The organism is Pseudomonas sp. GW821-FHT09C08, from assembly GCF_059418125.1.
Genome location: NZ_JBWKPG010000006.1, coordinates 24,438 through 42,613, shown reverse-complemented (window position 1 = coordinate 42,613; position 18,176 = coordinate 24,438). Strand labels below are relative to the sequence as shown.

Sequence of the window (18,176 nt, the reverse complement as noted above, 5' to 3'; positions counted from 1 at the left end):
TCACAAGAACAATAAGAAGCGAGATGCCCAAATGTCACATCAATACCGCTGGCAAATCTGTGCGCTGCTGTTTTTCGCCACCACGATCAACTATCTCGACCGACAGGTGCTTGGCCTGCTCAAGCCACTTCTGGAACAACAGTTTCATTGGAGCGAGACGGACTACAGCTATCTGGTCATTGTCTTCCAGGCCTGCTACGCGGGCGGACTGCTGATCTTCGGCAAACTGATCGACCGCTTGGGCACCAAGCTCGGCTACGGCCTTTGCATCACGGTCTGGAGCATCGCCGCGATCGGCCATGCCGCTGCCCAGTCCACCTTGAGTTTCATGTACATGCGCGCCTTGCTGGGGCTGGGTGAATCGGGAAATTTCCCGGCGGCCATCAAGGCCGTTTCTGAGTGGTTCCCGAAAAAGGAACGAGCCCTGGCCGTAGGCATTCTCACTTCCGGAACCAGTGTTGGTGCAATTCTGGCACCCGCCTGTGTGCCATGGCTCGCAGCTACGTACGGCTGGGAGTCCGCCTTTATCATTACCGGCCTCACAGGATTTGTCTGGCTGGTTTTCTGGAAGATTTTTTACCAGAGCCCTGCCGCACATCCAAGGATCAGCCCAAGCGAACTGGCCTACATCAACCAGGACGCTCACATTGAACCCGTCGACAAGGTCAAATGGGCCGATCTGCTAAAGCTGCGCTCCACCTGGGTGTTTGTCACCGGCAAGTTCCTCACCGACCCGATCTGGTGGTTCATGCTGTTCTGGTTGCCGTCCTACTTCTCCAGTCGCTTCGACCTGGACCTCAAGCACCTGGGACTGCCGCTGATGATTGTCTACTGCGCGACCTCCATCGGCAGTGTCGGCGGCGGCTGGCTTTCGTCGCGAATGATCAGTGCTGGCTGGTCGACAACAAAAGCCCGCAATAGCGCGATGTTGTTCATGGCGATACTGGTTTTGCCAATCGGGCTCTCCAGCTATATCGACAACATGTGGGTCATGGTTGGCCTGTTGAGCCTGGCAGCCGCAGCCCACCAGGGCTGGTCAGCCAATCTGTTCACCACCGTTGCGGACAATTTCCCCCGCTCGCAAGTCGCCTCGGTCATGGGCATTGGCGGCACGGCGGGCTCAGTGGGCGGGATGATATTTCCATTGATCGTCGGCATCGTTCTGCAACACTACAAGGCCCTGGAAAACCTTACCCTCGGCTACAACCTGATTTTCATTGTGTGCGCGAGCTCTTACTTGACTGCGTGGATAATCATGCGATTGATGGCCAATCGCGGTGCACCCTTGCTTCAAGTACCCCTGAAGTCCTGATCGCCAGGGCTCCGGCCGGGCCACGCGCCAACGACTGTTCGTGGCCCGAAGTCTCAATTCAGACAAACGAAAGCGCCTCACATGATCAACGAGAACAAAGGCATACAGTCCGTCGAACGCGCAATGATGATTCTTGAGACCATCGCGGCGGCAGGTGGCGAAATCCGTCTGGTAGACCTTGCGGCGCAGTCGGGCTTGCACAAAAGCACCTTGCACGGGTTGCTCAATACCTTCGCCGCCATGGGCTACATCGCCCGTCGCGGCACGCACTACGCCCTGGGCTTGCGTCTGCGGGAGATAGCGCAGCCGTTGAGCGATGCGGATGCACACTTGCGCGAAACCTTTGCCCCCGCCCTGCGCACGCTGGCCGACCGCAGTGGCGAAACCTGTTTTCTCGCGGCACCTTGCGGCACCCGCGAATACTTCTATATGGACGCCCTTGAAGGCACCGGCAGTCTGTGTGTTGCCAGCCCGCGTGGGCGCCGCGCGGGCCTGACCACCTCGGCCATCGGCAAAATATTCCTGGCCTTCGACGAAGACTTGCGCCGCAGTTTGCGCCGCGCGCAATTGCTACCTGCGGAGCTGGAGAGTGAACTGGCAAGCATCGTCACAGCCGGCTATGCATTGGACCTTGAAGAAGCCGAGGCCGGGCTCAATTGCGTAGCACTGCCCCTGCGCTTGCAAGGTCGGGTAGTCGCGGCGCTCGGCGTCGCGGCACCGGCGTCTCGCTTGCCCCAAAAAGCGTTGCACAAGCTGGCGACCCAGGCCATGCGGGAAATGTTCGACATGCTCAAACTTTAGTCGCCAATGGCCCGGGGCATATTCCCCTGGAAAGCAATCATCGGGATCATCGGGACTCTGTCGTTTTACTCATTGGAGTCCCGAATGTTTGAGCAACTGTCCTTGCAAGTGATTAACCGTGCAAAAGAACTGGCGCGTGATCAAGGCTTCGCCGTTTGCATCAGCGTGGTCGACGATGCCGGACTTCTGCGCCATTTCGTCCGTATGGATGACGCCGTGCCCGGCGCCATTGATGTTTCACTCAAGAAAGCGCGCACAGCGGCATTGTTTCGCACCGACAGTGCCGAACTGGGTGTGCAGGCGCAACCGGGTGGGTCCATCTACTCGCTGGAGGCCACCAACGGTGGTCTGATCAGCTTTGGTGGTGGCGTGGTGTTGCAGGATGAACGGGGCAAGGTCATCGGTGCCGTAGGCGTCGCCGGTGCCACTGTCGAGGCTGATCAGGTGATCGCTCTGCAGGCGGCAGGCCGTCCATGAGTCAGGCCATGCAACGCATTCATCCAGGCGTACTGGCATTGGCGGTGACAGCCTTCGCTATCGGTATGGCCGAGTTCATTGTCGTGGGTATCCTTCCAGCTATCGCCTCTGACCTCGACATACCACTGGCGCGTGCGGGCAGCCTGGTCGGGCTATACGCACTGGCGCTGGCCATAGGTACGCCATTGACGGTTCTGGCTTTGGCACGCTTACCACGAAAACCCGTGTTGTTGACGCTTATTGCGATCTTTCTGGGCGGGAACCTGCTGGCGGCACTGTCCACCGATTACCGCTCGCTATTGGCAGGACGCGTTGTGACAGCACTCGCGCATGGCAGTTTTTTTGCTATCGGGGCCACCGTCGCCGCCTGCCTGGCGCCAAAGGGACAATCAAGTAAAGCGATCGCAGCGATGTTCGCCGGTCTGACGCTGGCAATGGTTGTTGGAGTGCCGCTTGGCAGTTTCCTGGGCAACGGCATGGGCTGGCGACTGCCGTTTTATGCCGTCGCGTTGTTGGCCGCATTGGCCCTTGTGGCTACCTCCCTGTGGTTGCCTAACGTGCCAACGCCGCCATCGGGAAAAGCGTTGACTCAACTCGCGGCACTCAGGCATCCAGCCATCCTGGCGATGATGATGGTGACTGTATTGGGCTTCGGCGCAAGCTTTGCGGCATTCACCTTTATCACGCCGATCCTTACTGATATCAGCGGTTTTTCAACCGCAACCGCTAATCTGCTGTTAGTCGTATTCGGCATCGCGACACTGGCGGGCAATCTCGGTGGGGGCCGTCTGGCCGCCAAAATGGGCTGGCAACCTGCACTCCGTGTGATCTTCGTACTGCTTGCATTTGTACTGGCCGCCGTTGCGCTGTTGCTGCCCTATCAGGTGCCGATAGTGGTGATGTTGTTTTTCTGGGGCGCGCTGGCCTTCGGTCTGTCTCCCGCAGCACAGTCGGGGATGCTGGCCACCGCTGAGCGTTTCACCCCACAAGCGGTCGCGTTTGCTTCGGCGCTGAACATTTCGGCATTCAACCTAGGTATCGCCTTAGGAGAATCCAGCGGCAGTGCTTTGGTCAACAACGGGCAGATCACCCTTACTCCTTGGGCGGGTGTTGTAACGGTTATCGTTGCACAGTTGCCGCTGGTTTGGCTGGTGTCGCGCAATCGTGGCGATCAGCGCCAAATACACCGCAGCTCCACTGTTGGTTGAGGCTGCTTATGAAGTTGCCGGGCAGGCCGTGATGGGCTGGTCAATTTTGGTGCTGACCACCATTACCCATCTGTGATGGGGGCGTCAGTTATCCATTAAATCCCTCTCTTACAAAGGTGAAGTACATGAATGAAGTCCGCGTCTCTATCGCCGTTGAACGCCCCATCGAGCAAGTCTGGGCGCTTCTCGGCGGATTTGATTGGTTGCCACGCTGGCTGAATGCCATCGCGAGCAGTACCCTCAGCGATGGTGGGCGTCTGCGCCACCTGAAAACGGCTGACGGTGCAATCATCATCGAGCGCTTGCTCACCTTTGACGAAGATCAAAAGCAATATACCTACGCCTTGCTTGAAGGTCCTTCGCCGGTCATTGATTACGTCGGCAGAATGTCCGCCAAGGTTGATGTTCAGGGCGGAACAGTGGTCTGCTGGTCCAGTACCTTTTTGATCAAGGACGCCGATGAAACTGAGGTTGCCCGGAATTTTGAGGACTTGTACCGCGAAGGTCTGGAACACCTGAAAAACATCATCGAATCCACGAACTGACGATTGCGACTTAGAGGTGATATCTGCACCGGCGTGCTCATGAGCATCTTGCTGGTGATCTTGATTTCACCTTGCCTGGGCCATTGAGTGACTATTGGTTGTCGGTATACCCGGATAGCGCTCAGCGTTTCGCTAGCTTCGCCACTGTGATTACACGCCATCCGTAGCGATTCTAAACAAGCAGCGATCGGCACAACTCACGAACATATCCCCCCACGACTCTGGCCGCTTTGGACAACGGGTGTTGGTGAGTGAATGTCAACGAGTCGGATCAAGAAGCATTTTTGATCCCCATTCAGGATGCCGGGTTACAGACGCATCTTCGCTCGCTTGACATTCGTTACAGCTGAAATCATGAGTTGGACAGGATTGTCAAAGTTGATGAGGGCAAGGAGAGATCTCGATTTTTTCACTATAAGCACCGGTCTGGAGCACGCTTGACGCCGAAGGCAAAAAACCAACGTCGAAGGACCTGGCTTTTTTACAGCCAACAATCGAAGAGCGCCTGTCAGAACACGACAACTATATTCATGGGACCGGTGTCGTGCTGGAACCGGGGGAACTCGCCGATCAAGAGCTGTTCCTGGAATGGTTCTACCGCCCCTCGAGCGGAAAAGTCGCCCCAATGATGCTGAACTTCAACCGGCAAAGCGAAAGCTTCTACAACTACCAGGGCATGCCCTGGTTCACGCGCCCCAAGCTGACGGGCGAAGCCTCGGTCGAAGGGCCGTTCGTGGATCTCTATGGCACCGAACTCTACATACTGGCGTTCTCCGTGCCGATTTTCGCCGGCGGGCATTTTGTTGGCGTCGCCGCGGCGGATATCGCCCTGCACGAATTCGATCAACTGCTCACCCGTTGCCTGCTATGCATGAAGAATGTGGCATTCATCATCAACGGCGAAGGCCGGTTCATCGCGGCTAATTCGGCGAACTGGTTCGTCGGCAACATGGCCAACCGCCCTGCTGCCGCCAAAGTACACAAGCTCAAACCTCTGTCGATCGAGTGGTCGCTGGTTGAGCTGCCGGTGCCGCGGTAGATAGCTGCACGCCTGGGCAAAACTGTTTTCCGACTCTCCCACAACAGCAAAAATCGAAGAGGAAATACAACTCCAATCGGCAGAAAACCAGCACAGGAAATAGTTCGCGAGGAATCAGACTGGGTCAGTGGCATCTCGCTAACTGGGTCAAATCAGCGCTGGTGCCAACACAAGTGGAGATTACGAAGGGTTTTACGTGGAGTAATCGAGCTCAGAGCCAAGCGATCAAAAGTGCAGCGCTTGTCCTACCTCGCGACTCAAGCGGACAAAGTCCCAAGTGCTGCCTAGGTTTAGCGGAGCCGCTCGTTTCAGGGGTGACGATGAGACTTATCGTCGTGCTGAGAACAAACGGCCACTAATACTTTTATGAGGTTGAAGGAGACACTACGGTCACCGAGGGAGATTCCACCGAGAGCCAGTCGTTTTGTAGGGGTAAAAACGACCAAAAACAAAAAGGGGTCGCGAGATAAAATCTCGCAACCCCTTGAATTATATGGTCGGGACGGAGTGATTCGAACACTCGACCCCTAGCACCCCATGCTAGTGCGCTACCGGACTGCGCTACGCCCCGACTAGGCGTGTTACTGGGTTTGCTTCGCAACGAAGCGATCAGGAATATACCGCAAGCTTTTGAAATGTGGAAGTATTTTAAAAGCCGGATTTATTTCTTCAAAACCACCAGCACATCTTCGAGTTCGGAGATCATCTGGCGGATCAGTTGCTTGTATTGGGTGGTGTCATCTTTGGCTTCATCACCGGACATGCGCTGGCGCGCACCACTGATGGTGAACCCCTGGTCGTACAGCAACGCACGGATCTGTCGGATCATCAGCACATCCTGGCGCTGATAATACCGACGGTTCCCGGTGCGTTTGACGGGGTTGAGTTGAGGAAACTCCTGCTCCCAATAGCGCAGCACGTGCGGCTTTACCGCGCATAGCTCGCTGACTTCACCAATGGTGAAGTAGCGTTTGCCTGGGATGACGGGTAGCTCGTCGTTATGACTTGGTTCCAGCATAAGCCTCAACTCGGGCCTTCAACTTCTGCCCTGGACGAAAGGTGACCACACGGCGAGCCGTGATCGGGATTTCTTCTCCCGTTTTTGGATTGCGGCCAGGCCGCTGGCGTTTGTCCCGCAGGTCAAAATTGCCGAAACCGGACAATTTGACCTGCTCATTGTCTTCCAGAGCGTGCCTGATCTCTTCAAAAAACAGCTCGACCAATTCCTTGGCCTCGCGTTTGTTCAGACCCAACTCTTCGTACAGACGTTCCGCCATCTCAGCTTTCGTCAAAGCCCCCATACGTCACTTCCTTAACGTGGCGTTCAACCTTTGTTCGAGCGAGGTGAGGATATTTTGTGTCGTGGTATTCACCTCATCGTCATTAAGAGTGCGCGATGGATGCTGCCAGGTCAAGCCAACTGCAAGGCTTTTTCTATGCGGATCAATGCCTTTACCCTGATAGACGTCAAATAGCCTGAGGTCTGTCAGCCATTCCCCTGCATTTTCACGGATTACATCCAGAACGGCAGTAGCGGCCACTTCACGGTCAGCGATCAGCGCCAGGTCGCGACGCACTTCAGGGAAGCGCGACAACTCGCTGAATTTAGGCATCTTGCCCGCGGCGACTTCAGCCAGGACCAGCTCGAAAACGAAGACTGGGCGGTCCAGCCCCAGGGTTTTCGACAGCTCAGGGTGAATAGCCCCCACGAAACCCACCAGGCGACCTTCGCGCTCAATGCGTGCAGTCTGGCCCGGATGCAGTGCCGGATGCTGACCCGGTACAAAAGTGAAGTCATCCAACGCACCGGCAAAGCCCAATACTGCTTCCACGTCGGCCTTGACGTCGAAGAAGTCCACGCCATCGCGGCCCTGCGCCCAGCCTTCCGGCAGACGGCTGCCACAGACCACGCCCGCCAGCATTGGCTCTTGCTTGAGGCCGTCGAGTTGACCGACGAAACGCAGGCCGCTTTCGAACATGCGCACGCGGTCTTGCTGACGGTTCAGGTTGTGGGAAAGCGCCTTCACCAAGCCAGGCCACAGCGACGAACGCATGGCAGCCATGTCATTGGAGATCGGATTGGCCAACAGCAGCGGCTCGACGCCCGGGTTGAACAGTTCGAACTGCTTCGGGTCGATGAAGCTGTAGGTCACCGCTTCCTGGTAGCCACGGGCAACCAGCAGACGGCGCAACTCGGGCAAGTGCGCACGCGCCTCGGCCTTGGGTTGTGGTGCCAGGCGGGCTTGCGGGTAGCGAACCGGCAGACGGTTGTAACCGTATAGACGCGCCAGTTCTTCGATCAAGTCGACTTCCAGGCTGATATCGAAGCGATGGCTTGGCACTTCAACGTGCCACTGCCCTTCCCCACCGGCGGTAATACCCAGGCCGAGAGCGGACAACAGTTGCTCGATTTCAGCCGGTGCGATCACCAGGCCGAGCATCTGCTCGACGCTTTTGGCACGCAGGGTAATCGGCGCAATGGACGGCAGGTACTGCTCACTGACGGTTTCAGTGATCGGACCCGCTTCACCACCGGTGATTTCCAGCAGGAGGCCCGTGGCGCGCTCCATGGCTTCACGGGCGAGTTTCCAGTCCACACCACGCTCGTAGCGGTGCGAGGCATCGGTGTGCAGGCCGTAGGAACGCGCCTTGCCAGCGATGGCGATCTGGTCGAAAAACGCGCTCTCCAGGAAGATATCGCGGGTAGTCGCGGATACACCGCTGTGCTCGCCACCCATCACACCGGCGATGGCCAGGGCGCGGGAATGGTCGGCGATTACCAGGGTATCGGCACGCAGGCTGACTTCCTGGCCATCGAGCAGCACCAGCTTCTCGCCTTCTTCGGCCATGCGTACGCGGATGCCACCGTTGATTTCGGCGAGATCGAACGCGTGCAGCGGTTGGCCCAATTCCAACATCACGTAGTTGGTGATGTCGACAGCGGCATCTATGCTGCGCACGTCAGCGCGACGCAGGCGCTCGACCATCCACAGCGGAGTAGGCTTGGACAGGTCGACGTTACGGATTACCCGACCCAGGTAACGTGGGCAGGCGTTGGGCGCCAGCACTTCGATCGAGCGCACTTCATCGTGCACTGCCGCTACAGGAGCGACCACGGGGCGGGTCACGGGGGCGTTGTACAGCGCACCCACTTCACGGGCCAGGCCGGCCAGGGACAGGCAGTCGCCACGGTTCGGGGTCAGGTCGACCTCGATGCTGGCGTCTTCCAGTTCCAGGTAGACACGAATGTCCTGGCCAACCGGTGCGTCGGCCGGCAGCTCCATCAAGCCGTCGTTGCCCTCGCCCACCTGCAGCTCGGCCTGGGAGCACAGCATGCCGTTGGACTCGACGCCACGCAGCTTGGCCTTCTTGATCTTGAAGTCGCCTGGCAGCTCGGCACCGATCATGGCGAACGGGATCTTCAGGCCCGGGCGCACGTTAGGCGCTCCGCACACGACCTGGAAGGTCTGCGCGCCATTGCTGACCTGGCACACACGCAATTTGTCGGCGTCCGGATGTTGCTCGGTGCTCAGCACCTCGCCCACCACCACGCCACTGAAAACACCGGCGGCCGGCGTCACGCTATCGACCTCGAGGCCGGCCATCGACAGACGAGCAACCAGCTCGTCGCGACCTACCTGCGGGCTTACCCAGCCACGCAGCCATTGTTCACTGAATTTCATCCTGCTCTCCTAAAGATTCGTTACGACTAGCGAAATTGCGCGAGGAACCGCAAGTCGTTGTCGAAGAACAGACGCAAGTCATTCACGCCGTAACGCAGCATGGCCAGACGCTCGACGCCCATGCCGAAGGCAAAGCCCGAGAACTCTTCCGGGTCGATCCCGGACATGCGCAGCACGTTGGGGTGAACCATGCCGCAGCCCATCACTTCCAGCCAGCCGGTCTGCTTGCAGACGCGGCAGCCTTTACCGCTGCACATCACGCATTCCATGTCGACTTCAGCGGACGGCTCGGTGAACGGGAAGAACGAAGGACGGAAGCGCACCGCCAGCTCTTTCTCGAAGAACACCCGCAGGAACTCTTCGATGGTGCCCTTGAGATCGGCAAAGTTGATGTCGCGATCAACCAGCAGGCCTTCGACCTGGTGGAACATCGGCGAGTGGGTGATATCGGAGTCGCTACGGTACACACGGCCTGGGCAGACGATGCGGATCGGCGGCTTGTTCGCTTCCATGGTGCGGACCTGTACCGGCGAGGTATGGGTGCGCAACAGCATGTTCGCGTTGAAATAGAAGGTGTCGTGCATCGACCGGGCCGGGTGATGGCCTGGGATGTTGAGCGCCTCGAAGTTGTGATAGTCGTCCTCGACCTCAGGGCCTTCGGCAATGCCGTAGCCGATGTGGGTGAAGAACTGCTCGATTCGTTCCAGAGTCCGGGTGATCGGATGCAGACCGCCCGAGGCCTGGCCACGGCCAGGCAAGGTCACGTCAATCGACTCGGCGGCGAGCTTGGCCGCGAGATCGGCCTCCTCGAGCGACGCCTTGCGCGCATTGAGCACCTCTGTGACACGCTCCTTGGCGACGTTGATCAGCGCACCGACTTGCGGACGCTCTTCAGCCGGCAAATTCCCCAGGGTCTTCATCACCTGAGTCAATTCGCCCTTTTTGCCAAGGTAGTGAACCCGGATTTGCTCCAGGGCATTGATATCTTCAGCGCTTTGCACAGCCTCAAGAGCTTGAGCGACGAGCGCGTCCAGGTTTTCCATGTACAGACTCCAGATACAAAATAGGGGAAGAGCTTGAAGGCTCTTCCCCTATTTATGACGTTTAACACCTTGGGCCACAGGAGTGACCCAGGGTGACTGTCGGGGGTACTTAAGCCAAGGTGGCTTTAGCTTTCTCGACAATCGCAGCAAACGCCGCTTTTTCGTTCACTGCCAGATCAGCCAGAACCTTACGGTCGATCTCGATGGACGCTTTTTTCAGGCCAGCGATGAAACGGCTGTAGGACAGACCGTTAACACGAGCACCAGCGTTGATACGAGCGATCCACAGAGCGCGGAACTGACGTTTTTTCTGACGACGGTCACGGTAGGCGTATTGGCCTGCCTTGATTACCGCTTGCTTGGCAACACGGAATACGCGTGAGCGTGCGCCGTAGTAGCCTTTAGCAAGTTTCAGAATTTTTTTGTGACGTTTACGGGCAATGACGCCACGCTTTACACGAGCCATGAGTTACTTCCTCTATTCTTGATCCAAAAATTAACGAAGGCGCAGCATGCGCTCGACTTTTGCCACGTCAGACGGATGCAGCAAGCTGCTACCGCGCAGTTGACGCTTACGCTTGGTCGACATTTTGGTCAGGATGTGGCTCTTGAAAGCGTGCTTGTGCTTGATACCGTTAGCAGTTTTCAGAAACCGCTTAGCAGCACCACTTTTAGTCTTCATCTTTGGCATGTTCGGATACTCCGCATTCAGTTGATAAACATAATCAGAAGGCCTGCCGTGCCCTGTTGATTACTTCTTCTTTTTCGGGGCGATGACCATGATCAGCTGGCGTCCTTCCATCTTAGGATGCTGTTCGACCGAACCGTACTCGAGCAGGTCAGCTTCAACCCGCTTGAGGAGTTCCATCCCCAGCTCCTGGTGGGCCATCTCACGGCCGCGGAATCGCAAGGATACCTTGGCCCTGTCCCCATCACTCAGGAAACGTACCAGGTTGCGCAGTTTTACCTGGTAATCCCCTTCCTCCGTCCCTGGACGAAACTTGATTTCTTTTACTTGAATCTGCTTCTGGTTTTTCTTCGCCGCAGCAATCTGCTTCTTCTTCTCGAAGATCGACTTGCCGTAGTCCATCACCCGGCAAACAGGCGGGACTGCGTCGGCGGAGATTTCCACCAGGTCCAATTTGGACTCTTCAGCGATACGAAGCGCTTCATCAATCGAGACGATGCCAATCTGCTCGCCGTCAGCGCCAATTAACCGAACCTCGCGTGCCGAGATATTCTCGTTGATCGGGGCTTTCGGTGCAGCTCGTTTATCTTGTCTCATTTCACGCTTAATAATAATTACTCCGAATCTGGGCGACCACGCCGGGAAACCGCTTGCGCGAGGAACTCAGCGAACTGGGCGACGGGCATCGAGCCCAGGTCAGCACCTTCACGAGTACGCACAGCGACAGTCTGCATCTCGACTTCCCGATCTCCGATAACCAAAAGATAGGGAACCTTGAGCAAAGTATGCTCGCGGATTTTAAAGCCGATCTTTTCATTTCTCAAGTCGGACTTGGCACGAAATCCGCTTTCGTTGAGAGTTTTTTCAACTTCAGCGGCAAAATCTGCCTGTTTATCAGTGATATTCATGATCACTGCCTGGGTCGGAGCCAGCCACGCAGGGAATGCACCCTCGTAGTGCTCGATCAGGATCCCGACGAACCGTTCGAACGAGCCAAGGATCGCCCGGTGCAGCATAACCGGGTGTTTACGGCTGTTGTCTTCGGAGACGTATTCGGCTCCCAGACGGATCGGCAGGTTAAAATCGAGCTGCAAGGTACCACATTGCCAGACACGGCCAAGGCAATCTTTCAGCGAGAACTCGATCTTCGGCCCGTAGAAGGCCCCCTCGCCCGGCTGCAGGTCGTACGCAAGGCCCGCACTGTCTAGCGCTGCGGCCAGCGCAGCTTCGGCGCGATCCCACAGCTCGTCGGAACCGACGCGTTTTTCCGGACGAGTGGACAGCTTCATTTCGACTTCGGTAAAGCCGAAATCGCGATAGACATCCATGGTCAGCTTGATGAACGCGGCGGATTCGGCCTGCATCTGCTCTTCGGTGCAGAAGATGTGGGCGTCGTCCTGGGTGAAGCCGCGCACACGCATGATGCCGTGCAGCGCACCCGAGGGCTCGTTACGGTGGCAGGCACCGAACTCGGCCAGGCGCATCGGCAACTCGCGGTAGCTCTTCAGGCCCTGGTTGAACACCTGCACGTGGCACGGGCAGTTCATCGGCTTGATGGCGTAGTCGCGGTTTTCCGACTGGGTAGTGAACATGTTGTCGGCGTAGTTGGCCCAGTGCCCGGATTTCTCCCACAGGCTGCGGTCAACGACTTGTGGAGTCTTGATCTCCAGGTAGCCGTTTTCGCGCTGAACCTTGCGCATGTATTGCTCGAGCACCTGGTACAGGGTCCAGCCGTTCGGGTGCCAGAACACCATGCCCGGCGCTTCTTCCTGGAGGTGGAACAGGTTCAGGCGCTTGCCGATCTTGCGGTGATCGCGTTTTTCAGCTTCTTCGATGCGCTGGATGTAGGCCGCCAGCTGCTTCTTGTCAGCCCAGGCAGTGCCGTAGATCCGCTGCAGCTGCTCGTTCTTCGCGTCGCCGCGCCAGTAGGCACCGGACAGCTTGGTCAGCTTGAACGACTTGAGGAAGCGTGTATTCGGCACGTGCGGGCCACGGCACATGTCGACATATTCTTCGTGGTAATACAGGCCCATGGCCTGCTCGTCCGGCATGTCTTCCACCAGACGCAGCTTGTAGTCTTCGCCACGGGCGGTGAACACGTCGATCACTTCGGCGCGCGGCGTGACCTTCTTGATCACGTCGTAATCTTTTTCGATCAGCGCGTGCATGCGCTGCTCGATAGCCGCCAGGTCGTCCGGGGTGAAAGGACGCTCGTAGGCGATATCGTAATAGAAGCCTTCTTCGATGACCGGGCCGATCACCATCTTCGCGGTCGGGTACAGCTGCTTGACCGCATGGCCAATCAAGTGCGCGCAAGAGTGGCGAATGATCTCCAGCCCCTCTTGATCCTTGGGCGTGATGATTTGCAGGCTGGCGTCACGGGTGATCAGGTCGCTGGCATCCACCAGCTTGCCGTCGACCTTGCCGGCCACGGTGGCCTTGGCCAGGCCTGCACCAATGGATGCGGCGACCTCGGCTACGGAAACCGAATGATCGAATGAACGTTGACTGCCGTCGGGAAGAGTAATAGTTGGCATGGCGCCTCCTCTCCTAGTGGTGACCCCTACCAAAGGTCACGTGGGTTGGGATGAGCCAGTACAAGATCCAACACCAGGCCGTTCAGTGATGAACGCCTGCCTTACAGCGGCAGGAGCCTTTCGGCCAACCGATAATCGAACCAGAGTGACTGGAGTGAGCTAAAAAGAAACATGGCAAGGCGGCAATTGGCACGCCCGGAATTCGCCAAGCGCAAGATGCTAGCACAGATGAACGGTCATCGCGCCGACGGCATCCTGCGTAAACGCAAATTCCGGCCTTTATAGCTGCAAAAGTGAACTTGAGCTGTACGCCATGCCTCAAACCCACTGAGAATCGCCGTTCGTCCTCGACCCAAAGGAGCATCCCATGATGCGTTTCACCTCTACCCTCGCTCTCGCCGCTACCCTGAGCCTCCTTTCCCTCGGCGCGCAGGCTGCAGCCCCATCCAACTGGCCAGCCGGCGCCCGTGACAGCTTCGTCAGAGACTGCAGTGCAGCCGCCCAACAGAACGTGGACGCCAAAACTGCCAAAGACCATTGCGAATGTGGCGCCGACAAGATCAACGCAGAATTGAGCACTGCCGAGATCAAGGAGCTGATGACCAATCAGAACGCGGATCCTGCGCTCAAGAACAAGGCAGTCGCGGCGATTACGTCGTGCAAAGTCGTGAAGAAAAAGTAACTTCGACCCGAAATCAGACGGTCGTTTTGCTGAAAAAAAGGCCTGAAAACTGCCATTTCGCACAAATTACGCAGCTTTTACGGCTTTTTTTAACAGCTGATATTTCGTGCTAAAGCCCCGTAGATCGGGGCTTTCAGCCAAGAACAGCACTAAACGCAACGCTATTGATTAGCAAACAATGCCTTGGGGGGGCTCCCAAGTCGAACATTTCGACTATGATAGCCCAGTGTGCCCAGTTGGCCTGAGCAGCACAGCACTACTGAAAATATATGTTTCTTGGAGATACACCATGTCTAATCGCCAAACCGGCACCGTTAAATGGTTCAACGATGAAAAAGGCTTCGGCTTCATCACTCCTCAAGGTGGCGGTGACGACCTGTTCGTACACTTCAAAGCTATCGAAAGCGACGGTTTCAAAAGCCTGAAAGAAGGCCAAACCGTTTCCTTCGTGGCTGAGAAAGGCCAAAAGGGTATGCAAGCTGCACAGGTTCGCGGCGAGTAATTCTCCGCTGAGCTAAAAAAAACCCCGTCCATGTGACGGGGTTTTTTATGCGCGCTGCAAAAGCCGGCAGGCTATCAGCCGCAGTTGACCCGCGTGATCACCAGGTTATCGTCGGTGTTGAGGTTCAAGCGGTCGGAGCGGTATTCCAGGGTGATCATATCGTTGGGCTTGAGGATGCGCGCGTTCTGCGCACCGGCGCGGGTACGGGCCTGCTCCAGCAACTGGGGCGAAGCTTTCTGGCCGATCGTGAATTCGGCGGCCTTCGACTCACAGCGGCTATGACCGGCATCGGCCACGGCGGCGTCTTTGGCTGGCTCAGAGGCACCCTGGGTGCTGCAACCCGCCAACGCGAGTGCTGCCAACAAAGTACCGAATGATGCGAGCTTCCAAGGCATGAAGCCTCCTATGATAAAAAATGGACAGAGATCGTGCGACAGCAGTCGCGCGGATTGGTTTCAAGACGTAAACCGCCGCGTGGCAAGTCTGCCTGACTCTGCACAGGCATTCGCCCGGTCAATCGTGACCAGATATGAAAACAATCAGTAGATATCGATGTAGTCAAACGGCGGCTTCGGCCAGTTCTGCTTCAACGCATTGAAAATCTGCGTGACCCATACCTCATCGCTCGCCGCCACATTGCCTACATAACCAGAGCCTTTGGCCCAGGTTTCCAGGCGAAACAGCAGCCCATCGATGTCCACGCCGCCCACAGCCTTCCCGGAAGAGATGTAGGCAATGCCGCCCTTGGTCACCCGCAACTGGGTATGTTCGTCGTCGCTGGCACTGGCGATCAGTTGACGCACGGCGGCCAGGGTCAGGTTCTCGGGGTTGTTCAAATCGATCTGCACGCGGTGTTCCCCGGCAATTGGACAGGCCGACAGTGTCGCACAGGGCTGGGCATCTGCCGAAGCGCTTGATGCCTAAGTAGCAGTGCCAAACGCCGCGCAAAATGGTTAACTGCGCCCGTGAGAACCGCGTTCCAGCGCATTGCCCAGTACTTTCAGCCCCGTGAGATTTCCATGACCACCGTAACCCTCCAAGCCGACATCAAAGCCAAGTGGCCCCAGGGACAGAGCTCCTACAGCCCCGGAAGCCCGGAGGAATTGGCGATCATCGGTATCGACCTGCTGGTCAAGGAACTCGGCACCCAGGCGGCGCAAGCCTTCATCGGCCAGATATTCGAGAAATACCCGGCCGACCACATGGGCGCACACGACCCCGAGCGCGAATAAGAACCGGCCGGCGAGCGCCGACCGGCTACAGCATTACTTCAGACGCGCGAGGCGCTCGGTCAGCAGGTCGAAGAAGCCCTGGGCGTCGCCGTTTTCAACCCAGAACGCGTTCTTCGGTTGTTTCAGGCCGTCGTACCAATCGACGATGGTCTGGCCGAAGGTCGGGCCTTCACGGCTGTCCACCACCACATTGACCTCACGGCCGCTGAACAGCGAAGGCTTGAGCAGGTAGGCAACTACGGTAGCGTCATGCACCGGGCCGCCGGGAATGCCGTAGTGCTCCATGTCGCCCTTGACGTATTCATTCAGGATATCGCCGACGATCTTGCTCGCGTTGTTCTTGATATCGGCGATCTGTTTCAGGCGCGCTTCACTGGTCAGGACCTTGTGGGTCACGTCCAGCGGCAGGTAAGTCAGCTTCACCCCGCTCTTGAGCACGATCTCGGCCGCTATCGGGTCCGCGAACAGGTTGAACTCGGCCACGGGCGTGATGTTGCCGCCATTGAAGTGCGCACCGCCCATCACCACCACTTCCTTGATGCCTTGGGTGATTTCCGGCGCCTGGGTCAGTGCCAGTGCGAGGTTGGTCTGCGGACCGAGCATGGCGATGGTGATGCTGTGGGGCTTGGCGGTGCTCAGGGTCTTGATCAGGTAGTCGACGGCATTGCCGTCAGCCAGGGCCTTTTTCGGTTCATGCACGGTGACCCCGGAAATCCCCTCCTTGCCATGGATGTTCTCGGCGTAGATCGGCGTGCGCAGCAGTGGCTTTGGCGCACCGGCGTACACCGGAATGTCCTCGCGCCCCGCCCACTCGCGCGCCAGGCGTGCGTTGCGAGAGGTCTTGTCCAGGCGCACGTTGCCGGCGACGGTGGTCAGCGCACGAATGTTCAACTCATCCGGCGAGGCCATGGCGAACAGCAACGCCACCACATCATCGGCACCAGGATCGGTGTCGATGATCAGGTCGATTTTTTCCGCCGCTTGGGCGCTCGCAGCAGTGAGTGCGGACAAAAGCAGAACACTCCGAAACAGATTTTTCAGGGTTGGGAGACCACGTTGCATAAAACACTCCTTGTCGTTGGGAACTCTAGAAGGTTACGCCGGACACCAGCGCGATATTGCAGTAAGGCTGGCATTCGCCGGTGCGCACCACGGCGCGCGCCTTGCGGCTGAGCTGTTTGAATTCGTCATGGTTGACCAGCCGCCGCTCACCCAGGGCCGCCTGTTCGGTGAGCGTATTGAGCTCGGCCAGCGCCGGCGGCTGCTTGAGCAGGATCTCTTCGGCCAGCACATGGCTTTCCACCTGCATCTCACTGAGCACGATGCGCAAGGTGCTGATGAAATCCGGGATGCCCTGGGTCAACGCCAGGTCGATCAACTCGACGCCGGGCGGTACCGGCAAGCCGGCATCGCCGATCACCAGGATGTCGCCGTGACCCAGGGAGGCGATCACGCGCGACAGGGCGATATTGAGCAGAGGGGTCTTTTTCATGAGGGCACAAAACCTTGTACGTCGTGCAGCGTGGGAATGGAGGGTTGCGCACCGGCACGAGTGACCGACAGCGCTGCCGCGACCTGGCCAAAACGAATCGCCTCGGCTTCGCGCTTGCCATTGGCCAGCGCTGCCGCGAAGCCACCGACAAACGTATCGCCGGCCGCAGTGGTGTCCACTGCCTTGACCTTGGGTGCCGGCAAATGCTCGAACACTTGGCCGTCAGTAAACAGCGCGCCCTCGGCCCCCAGGGTGATGATGACCTTACCGGCGCCCGCCTTGATCAACTGCGTCGCAGCGACCTTGGCGCTATCGAGGGAATCAACCGTCACGCCGCTCAGCGCACTGGCTTCGCTTTCGTTGGGGATCAGGTAGTCGATCGAGGCGTACCATTCGGCTGGCAAGGGCGCGCTGGCCGGGGCCGGGTTGAGGATCACCGTCTTGCCCAGTTCGCGACCGCGCTTGAGGGCATAACCCACGGTATCCATCGGCACTTCCAGCTGGCAGATGATCACGTCGGCCGCCTGCAGCACGGCGTCAAACGCCTGCAACGAAGCGGGCGTCAGCTGACCATTGCTGCCGGCGACGATCACGATGGCGTTCTGGCTGTTGTCGTCGACCACAATCAGCGCCACGCCGCTGGAGCCATCTACGGTGCTGACGGCCTGGCAATCGATACCTTCCACCAGCAACGCGTCACGCAGCTGAGTGCCATACGCATCGCTGCCGACGCAGCCGACCATCGCCACCTCCGCCCCGAGCCGCGCCGACGCCACAGCCTGGTTCGCCCCCTTACCGCCGGGCACGGTGGAAAACGTCTGGCCAACCAAGGTTTCACCGGCACGCGGCAGCCGGCTGGCACGGGTGACCAGGTCCATGTTCAAGCTGCCTACTACCACTACTTTTGCTGGCATACATCAGTACTCATCAATTCG

At 58.0% G+C, this 18,176-nt stretch carries 22 protein-coding genes and 1 tRNA gene; 9 read left to right on the top strand and 14 right to left on the bottom strand.

The features are described 5' to 3' along the window. Nucleotides 1-31 precede the first annotated feature (31 nt). From AC07OJ_RS21065 to AC07OJ_RS21040, 6 genes are all read left to right on the top strand, one after another. A complete protein-coding gene (locus tag AC07OJ_RS21065; RefSeq protein WP_495095105.1) occupies nt 32-1,312 on the top strand; it encodes an MFS transporter in 1,281 nt (426 codons plus the stop codon). An 81-nt stretch (nt 1,313-1,393) separates the two neighbouring features. Further along, nucleotides 1,394-2,113 carry an IclR family transcriptional regulator gene (locus AC07OJ_RS21060; protein WP_495095104.1) on the top strand — a complete coding sequence of 240 codons (720 nt, stop codon included), beginning with the start codon at nt 1,394-1,396 and terminating at the stop codon, nt 2,111-2,113. An 84-nt stretch (nt 2,114-2,197) separates the two neighbouring features. After that, nucleotides 2,198-2,590 carry a GlcG/HbpS family heme-binding protein gene (locus AC07OJ_RS21055; RefSeq protein WP_330565390.1) on the top strand — a complete coding sequence of 131 codons (393 nt, stop codon included), beginning with the start codon at nt 2,198-2,200 and terminating at the stop codon, nt 2,588-2,590. Between the two features lie 8 nt (nt 2,591-2,598). Then, the gene (locus AC07OJ_RS21050; RefSeq protein ID WP_495095103.1) at nt 2,599-3,798 is read left to right on the top strand and encodes an MFS transporter; all 1,200 of its coding nucleotides are present in this window, start codon (nt 2,599-2,601) and stop codon (nt 3,796-3,798) included. Between the two features lie 125 nt (nt 3,799-3,923). Continuing rightward, nucleotides 3,924-4,343 (top strand): SRPBCC family protein, encoded by a 420-nt coding sequence (locus tag AC07OJ_RS21045; RefSeq protein ID WP_495095102.1) that lies wholly within the window; start codon nt 3,924-3,926, stop codon nt 4,341-4,343. 472 nt (nt 4,344-4,815) lie between these two features. After that, nucleotides 4,816-5,382 (top strand): cache domain-containing protein, encoded by a 567-nt coding sequence (locus AC07OJ_RS21040; protein WP_495095242.1) that lies wholly within the window; start codon nt 4,816-4,818, stop codon nt 5,380-5,382. 494 nt (nt 5,383-5,876) lie between these two features. On the opposite strand, the gene AC07OJ_RS21035 is transcribed toward AC07OJ_RS21040, so the two are convergent. The 9 genes from AC07OJ_RS21035 to thrS all read right to left on the bottom strand — a co-directional run bounded on the left by AC07OJ_RS21035 (nt 5,877) and on the right by thrS (nt 13,333). Continuing rightward, nucleotides 5,877-5,953, bottom strand: a tRNA-Pro gene (locus AC07OJ_RS21035). Nucleotides 5,954-6,043: 90 nt separating this feature from the next. Further along, the gene (locus AC07OJ_RS21030; protein ID WP_003174972.1) at nt 6,044-6,400 is read right to left on the bottom strand and encodes a MerR family transcriptional regulator; all 357 of its coding nucleotides are present in this window, start codon (nt 6,398-6,400) and stop codon (nt 6,044-6,046) included. After that, a complete protein-coding gene (ihfA, locus tag AC07OJ_RS21025) occupies nt 6,381-6,683 on the bottom strand; it encodes an integration host factor subunit alpha (RefSeq protein WP_002553164.1) in 303 nt (100 codons plus the stop codon). The genes AC07OJ_RS21030 and ihfA overlap by 20 nt, the downstream gene beginning before the upstream one ends. 3 nt (nt 6,684-6,686) lie before the next feature. Next, nucleotides 6,687-9,065 carry a phenylalanine--tRNA ligase subunit beta gene (gene pheT / locus AC07OJ_RS21020; protein ID WP_282397102.1) on the bottom strand — a complete coding sequence of 793 codons (2,379 nt, stop codon included), beginning with the start codon at nt 9,063-9,065 and terminating at the stop codon, nt 6,687-6,689. Nucleotides 9,066-9,091: 26 nt separating this feature from the next. After that, entirely contained in the window at nt 9,092-10,108 is a 1,017-nt protein-coding gene (pheS, locus tag AC07OJ_RS21015) for a phenylalanine--tRNA ligase subunit alpha (protein ID WP_034099107.1), read from the bottom strand. Nucleotides 10,109-10,217: 109 nt separating this feature from the next. Beyond that, on the bottom strand, nt 10,218-10,574 hold the full coding sequence (gene rplT / locus AC07OJ_RS21010) for a 50S ribosomal protein L20 (RefSeq protein WP_002553161.1): 357 nt from the start codon (nt 10,572-10,574) through the stop codon (nt 10,218-10,220). 30 nt (nt 10,575-10,604) lie between these two features. After that, nucleotides 10,605-10,799: a 50S ribosomal protein L35 gene (gene rpmI, locus AC07OJ_RS21005; protein WP_002553160.1), complete on the bottom strand. Its 195-nt coding sequence runs from the start codon at nt 10,797-10,799 to the stop codon at nt 10,605-10,607. A gap of 60 nt (nt 10,800-10,859) precedes the next feature. Then, nucleotides 10,860-11,411 carry a translation initiation factor IF-3 gene (infC, locus tag AC07OJ_RS21000; RefSeq protein ID WP_169850653.1) on the bottom strand — a complete coding sequence of 184 codons (552 nt, stop codon included), beginning with the start codon at nt 11,409-11,411 and terminating at the stop codon, nt 10,860-10,862. After that, nucleotides 11,411-13,333: a threonine--tRNA ligase gene (gene thrS / locus AC07OJ_RS20995; protein ID WP_065903656.1), complete on the bottom strand. Its 1,923-nt coding sequence runs from the start codon at nt 13,331-13,333 to the stop codon at nt 11,411-11,413. The genes infC and thrS overlap by 1 nt, the downstream gene beginning before the upstream one ends. Before the next feature lie 367 nt (nt 13,334-13,700). On the opposite strand from thrS, the gene AC07OJ_RS20990 reads away from it, so the two are divergent. Together AC07OJ_RS20990 and AC07OJ_RS20985 are read left to right on the top strand one after the other, a co-directional pair. After that, entirely contained in the window at nt 13,701-14,015 is a 315-nt protein-coding gene (locus AC07OJ_RS20990; protein WP_106803200.1) for a hypothetical protein, read from the top strand. A 289-nt stretch (nt 14,016-14,304) separates the two neighbouring features. Next, nucleotides 14,305-14,517 (top strand): cold-shock protein, encoded by a 213-nt coding sequence (locus AC07OJ_RS20985; protein WP_003234260.1) that lies wholly within the window; start codon nt 14,305-14,307, stop codon nt 14,515-14,517. A gap of 74 nt (nt 14,518-14,591) precedes the next feature. Here AC07OJ_RS20985 and AC07OJ_RS20980 read toward each other — a convergent pair whose 3' ends face one another. Together AC07OJ_RS20980 and AC07OJ_RS20975 are read right to left on the bottom strand one after the other, a co-directional pair. Further along, nucleotides 14,592-14,912, bottom strand: coding sequence for an I78 family peptidase inhibitor (locus AC07OJ_RS20980; protein WP_065903659.1), 321 nt, complete (start codon nt 14,910-14,912; stop codon nt 14,592-14,594). Nucleotides 14,913-15,056: 144 nt separating this feature from the next. Further along, entirely contained in the window at nt 15,057-15,365 is a 309-nt protein-coding gene (locus tag AC07OJ_RS20975; protein WP_065903662.1) for a hypothetical protein, read from the bottom strand. A 171-nt stretch (nt 15,366-15,536) separates the two neighbouring features. On the opposite strand from AC07OJ_RS20975, the gene AC07OJ_RS20970 reads away from it, so the two are divergent. Further along, a complete protein-coding gene (locus AC07OJ_RS20970; protein WP_010209115.1) occupies nt 15,537-15,749 on the top strand; it encodes a hypothetical protein in 213 nt (70 codons plus the stop codon). 33 nt (nt 15,750-15,782) lie between these two features. Here the strand turns inward: AC07OJ_RS20970 and AC07OJ_RS20965 are convergent, their stop codons facing one another. From AC07OJ_RS20965 to rbsK, 3 genes are read right to left on the bottom strand one after another with little or no spacing between them, the layout of a single operon-like run. Further along, nucleotides 15,783-16,811, bottom strand: coding sequence for a nucleoside hydrolase (locus AC07OJ_RS20965; RefSeq protein ID WP_495095101.1), 1,029 nt, complete (start codon nt 16,809-16,811; stop codon nt 15,783-15,785). A gap of 25 nt (nt 16,812-16,836) precedes the next feature. Then, nucleotides 16,837-17,241, bottom strand: coding sequence for a D-ribose pyranase (gene rbsD, locus AC07OJ_RS20960; protein WP_065903671.1), 405 nt, complete (start codon nt 17,239-17,241; stop codon nt 16,837-16,839). Beyond that, nucleotides 17,238-18,155: a ribokinase gene (gene rbsK / locus AC07OJ_RS20955; protein ID WP_495095100.1), complete on the bottom strand. Its 918-nt coding sequence runs from the start codon at nt 18,153-18,155 to the stop codon at nt 17,238-17,240. Before rbsK ends, rbsD begins: the two co-directional genes overlap by 4 nt. Nucleotides 18,156-18,176: the final 21 nt, after the last annotated feature.

Excerpts from the sequence above, each read along its gene's own strand:
- AC07OJ_RS21065 (WP_495095105.1), top strand. The coding sequence starts at position 32 with ATGTCACATCAATACCGCTGGCAAATCTGTGCGCTGCTGTTTTTCGCC.
- AC07OJ_RS21060 (WP_495095104.1), top strand. The coding sequence starts at position 1,394 with ATGATCAACGAGAACAAAGGCATACAGTCCGTCGAACGCGCAATGATG.
- AC07OJ_RS21055 (WP_330565390.1), top strand. The coding sequence starts at position 2,198 with ATGTTTGAGCAACTGTCCTTGCAAGTGATTAACCGTGCAAAAGAACTG.
- AC07OJ_RS21050 (WP_495095103.1), top strand. The coding sequence starts at position 2,599 with ATGCAACGCATTCATCCAGGCGTACTGGCATTGGCGGTGACAGCCTTC.
- AC07OJ_RS21045 (WP_495095102.1), top strand. The coding sequence starts at position 3,924 with ATGAATGAAGTCCGCGTCTCTATCGCCGTTGAACGCCCCATCGAGCAA.
- AC07OJ_RS21030 (WP_003174972.1), bottom strand. The coding sequence starts at position 6,400 with ATGCTGGAACCAAGTCATAACGACGAGCTACCCGTCATCCCAGGCAAA.
- ihfA (WP_002553164.1), bottom strand. The coding sequence starts at position 6,683 with ATGGGGGCTTTGACGAAAGCTGAGATGGCGGAACGTCTGTACGAAGAG.
- pheT (WP_282397102.1), bottom strand. The coding sequence starts at position 9,065 with ATGAAATTCAGTGAACAATGGCTGCGTGGCTGGGTAAGCCCGCAGGTA.
- pheS (WP_034099107.1), bottom strand. The coding sequence starts at position 10,108 with ATGGAAAACCTGGACGCGCTCGTCGCTCAAGCTCTTGAGGCTGTGCAA.
- rplT (WP_002553161.1), bottom strand. The coding sequence starts at position 10,574 with ATGGCTCGTGTAAAGCGTGGCGTCATTGCCCGTAAACGTCACAAAAAA.
- rpmI (WP_002553160.1), bottom strand. The coding sequence starts at position 10,799 with ATGCCAAAGATGAAGACTAAAAGTGGTGCTGCTAAGCGGTTTCTGAAA.
- thrS (WP_065903656.1), bottom strand. The coding sequence starts at position 13,333 with ATGCCAACTATTACTCTTCCCGACGGCAGTCAACGTTCATTCGATCAT.
- AC07OJ_RS20990 (WP_106803200.1), top strand. The coding sequence starts at position 13,701 with ATGATGCGTTTCACCTCTACCCTCGCTCTCGCCGCTACCCTGAGCCTC.
- AC07OJ_RS20985 (WP_003234260.1), top strand. The coding sequence starts at position 14,305 with ATGTCTAATCGCCAAACCGGCACCGTTAAATGGTTCAACGATGAAAAA.
- AC07OJ_RS20980 (WP_065903659.1), bottom strand. The coding sequence starts at position 14,912 with ATGCCTTGGAAGCTCGCATCATTCGGTACTTTGTTGGCAGCACTCGCG.
- AC07OJ_RS20970 (WP_010209115.1), top strand. The coding sequence starts at position 15,537 with ATGACCACCGTAACCCTCCAAGCCGACATCAAAGCCAAGTGGCCCCAG.
- AC07OJ_RS20965 (WP_495095101.1), bottom strand. The coding sequence starts at position 16,811 with ATGCAACGTGGTCTCCCAACCCTGAAAAATCTGTTTCGGAGTGTTCTG.
- rbsD (WP_065903671.1), bottom strand. The coding sequence starts at position 17,241 with ATGAAAAAGACCCCTCTGCTCAATATCGCCCTGTCGCGCGTGATCGCC.
- rbsK (WP_495095100.1), bottom strand. The coding sequence starts at position 18,155 with ATGCCAGCAAAAGTAGTGGTAGTAGGCAGCTTGAACATGGACCTGGTC.